This is a genomic window from Sandaracinobacter sp. (genome assembly GCF_041909755.1).
Lineage (GTDB): Bacteria > Pseudomonadota > Alphaproteobacteria > Sphingomonadales > Sphingomonadaceae > Sandaracinobacteroides.
The window spans coordinates 1-2,711 of the sequence record NZ_JAYRCW010000156.1 but is presented as its reverse complement, the minus strand read 5'-3'; the positions used below and the strand labels follow the sequence as shown (position 1 = coordinate 2,711).

Annotated in this window: 2 protein-coding genes; one reads left to right on the top strand and one right to left on the bottom strand. The window is 69.3% G+C overall.

Annotated elements, in window-relative coordinates; translation table 11 throughout:
- Positions 1 to 126: 126 nt before the first annotated feature.
- Positions 127 to 1,038 carry a LysR family transcriptional regulator gene (locus ACE3O8_RS13335; protein ID WP_374390521.1) on the bottom strand — a complete coding sequence of 304 codons (912 nt, stop codon included), beginning with the start codon at positions 1,036 to 1,038 and terminating at the stop codon, positions 127 to 129.
- Positions 1,039 to 1,139: 101 nt separating this feature from the next.
- Here ACE3O8_RS13335 and ACE3O8_RS13330 point away from each other — a divergent pair, with 101 nt between their 5' ends.
- Positions 1,140 to 2,612 carry an MFS transporter gene (locus ACE3O8_RS13330; protein WP_374390519.1) on the top strand — a complete coding sequence of 491 codons (1,473 nt, stop codon included), beginning with the start codon at positions 1,140 to 1,142 and terminating at the stop codon, positions 2,610 to 2,612.
- Positions 2,613 to 2,711: the final 99 nt, after the last annotated feature.

The following is a 2,711-nucleotide window of genomic DNA, read 5'->3' as shown; positions in this document are numbered from 1 at the left end:
GCCTTTCCTCTTTTCCAAACGCCGGCCCACCAGGCCGGCGTTTTTCTTTTGGTGGGCCAGTCGCCACACCCGTCAGGCCGATCTCCGGAATGCCCGGACCCGCCCCGCGGCTTGCGTTCGCCCCCCTCAGCCTTTCCGCGCAGGCACCGTCGTGGCGCAGGCCCGCCGGATCTGGTCGCGCAGCCAGCGGTGGGCCGGATCAGCGTCCATGCGCGGGTGCCATAAAAGCGAAACGGTCAGCTCGCGCGTTCGGAACGGCAGCGTGAAGGTGTGCAGGCCGGTCCGGAGGTCCGCCGTATGCCGTTCGGGCACCGTCGCGACCAGGTCGGTTGAGCGGGCCAGCGTCAGGGCGGCGGAAAATCCGGTGAGCATGGTTCCGATCTTCCGCTCCATGCCTAGCGCAGCCAGATCGGCATCAACGGGCCCCTTCTCCGCTTCACCGCGGAAGACGAGGATGTGATCCGCAGCCAGGTAGCGCGCCGCCGTCATCTTGCCGCGGCTGAGCGGGTGGCCCCGGCGCACCACCCCCACAAGCCGGTCGCGAAAAAGCGCCTGGGTGCGGATCTCGGGGCTGAGCGTCGCGCCAACCACCCCGGTCTCAAGGTCTACGGTTCCGTCGCGGAGCAGGGCGCCGTCCCGGGTGACCTTCTGCACGAAATGGATCGTGATGCCCGGGGCCTCCGCGGCGATCTGCGCCAGCAGCGCCGGACCAAAGTTCTCCACAAAGCCGTCGCTGGTCCGCAGGATGAAGGTTCGCTTCACCTCCTTCACGACCAGGCGCTCCGCGGGACCCAGCAGCCGCATGGCCCGGGCCACCACCTGGCCGGCTTCCGCCCTGAGCTCGAGCGCGCGCGGCGAAGGCACCAGCCCGCGGCCCGCGCGCACCAGCAACGGATCCCCCGTGGCAGCCCGGAGCCGCGCCAGGGTGCGGCTCATGGCCGACGGACTCAGGCGGAGTCGTTTGGCGGCCCGGGCGACATTCCCCTCCGTCAGCAGGACGTCCAGCGCGACGAGCAGGTTCAGGTCCGGGTGGGTCATGGGGGAGTTTGCCCGATCCTGCCAGACATGGCGTTTGATGCACTATCAAAGTGCAGATGCCGCGTCTTCCGCCCTGTTCGTGGATCCACTATGCTGCCGGAGTGAACCCCGCCGCCAACTTGCTTTCCGCGCCAAAGCCTCCCGCTCCCGCCGCTCGGGCGGGTCGCTCTCCCGCACTCGCCCTTGCGGGCCTCTCGCTGGCCGTCCTGCTCTCCACGCTCAATACCAGCATCGTGAATGTCGCGCTGCCGACCCTCACGGGCGTCTTCCACGCTTCAACCCAGGCGGCGCAATGGGCGGTCATCTCCTTCGTTCTGGCGATCACCACGTTGATCGTGGGCGTGGGCCGGCTGGCCGACATCGTCGGCCGCAAGCGGCTGCTGCTGGCCGGGATCGCCTTGTTCACGGCGGCCGCGGGGGCCTGCGCGGCCGCCCCGAGCCTCGGCGGGCTGATCGCCTTCCGTTTTCTTCAGGGGACCGGTGCGGCGATGATGATGGCCCTCAGCGTCGCCCTCATCGGGGATCTGGCCCCGCAGGGCAAAACCGGCCGGGCGATGGGATTGCTCGGCAGCATGTCCGCGATCGGCACCGCGCTCGGCCCGGCGCTCGGCGGGCTGCTGATCTCCGCGTTCGGCTGGCCGGCGATATTTCTCATCAACGTCCCGCTTGGGCTCGGCACCTTTGTGCTCCTGCTCCGCCATCTGCCGGCCGATCGCATGGCCGGCGCCGCCCGTTGGCGCGAATTCGATGGGTTCGGCACGGTGCTGCTGGCCCTGAGCGTGGCGGCTTACGCGCTCGGGCTTACCCGTCAGCAAGGCGGATTTGACGGTGGAAACCTGACGCTGCTGGCGCTGGCGGCCGGCGGAATGTTCCTGTTCATGCGGGTGCAAGGACGGAGCGCCTCGCCGTTGCTGCGCATGGAATGGCTGGAAGCCGGTGCCCTGCGCTCGGGTCTCGCCATGAGCCTGCTGGTGGCGGCCGTGATGATGTCCACCCTGGTCGTCGGGCCTTTCTATCTCGCGCAAACGCTGGCCGTGCCCCCGGGAACGATGGGCCTGGCGTTGTCCGTCGGGCCGCTGATGGCCGCGCTCGTGGCCGGTCCCGCCGGCCGGCTGGTGGACCGGATCGGGACACGCCTGACGACGGTGTTCGGGCTGGCCGGAGCCGGGGCCGGCTGCCTCGCGCTGGCGCTGCTGCCGGAACGGAGCGGCATGGCCGGCTACCTGATCCCGGTCGCCATCATGACAGCCGGCTACTCGCTGTTTCAGACGGCCAACAACACGGCCGTGATGCACGGGGCCGCGCCCGATCAACGCGGCCTGGTCTCCGGTTTGCTGAATCTCTCCAGGAATCTGGGGCTCATCACCGGCGTGTCGCTCCTGGGGGGCGTCTTCGCGTTCGCCGCCGGGGACGCAAGCCCGCCCGGTCCGGATACCGTGGCCTTTGCCACCCGCATGACATTTTCATCCGCGACCGTGTTCATCATGGGCGCCCTCGTCCTGGGGCTTCGCCCCATCCGGCCAAACCCCGCCCATGCGCCTGTCGGCCCGGCGGCCGGACAGCCCGCACGATGATTGCATAATCCCGCGGAAAGTTCTTAGTGACGTCGCCCCAGCCGGGTCCCCGTCGCCCCGGTTTTCACCCGATTCCCTCCTGTTCACCCCCGACCCCAA

Bases quoted from the DNA above. Each gene is read 5' to 3' on its own strand.
- ACE3O8_RS13335 (WP_374390521.1), bottom strand. From the start codon at position 1,038: ATGACCCACCCGGACCTGAACCTGCTCGTCGCGCTGGACGTCCTGCTG.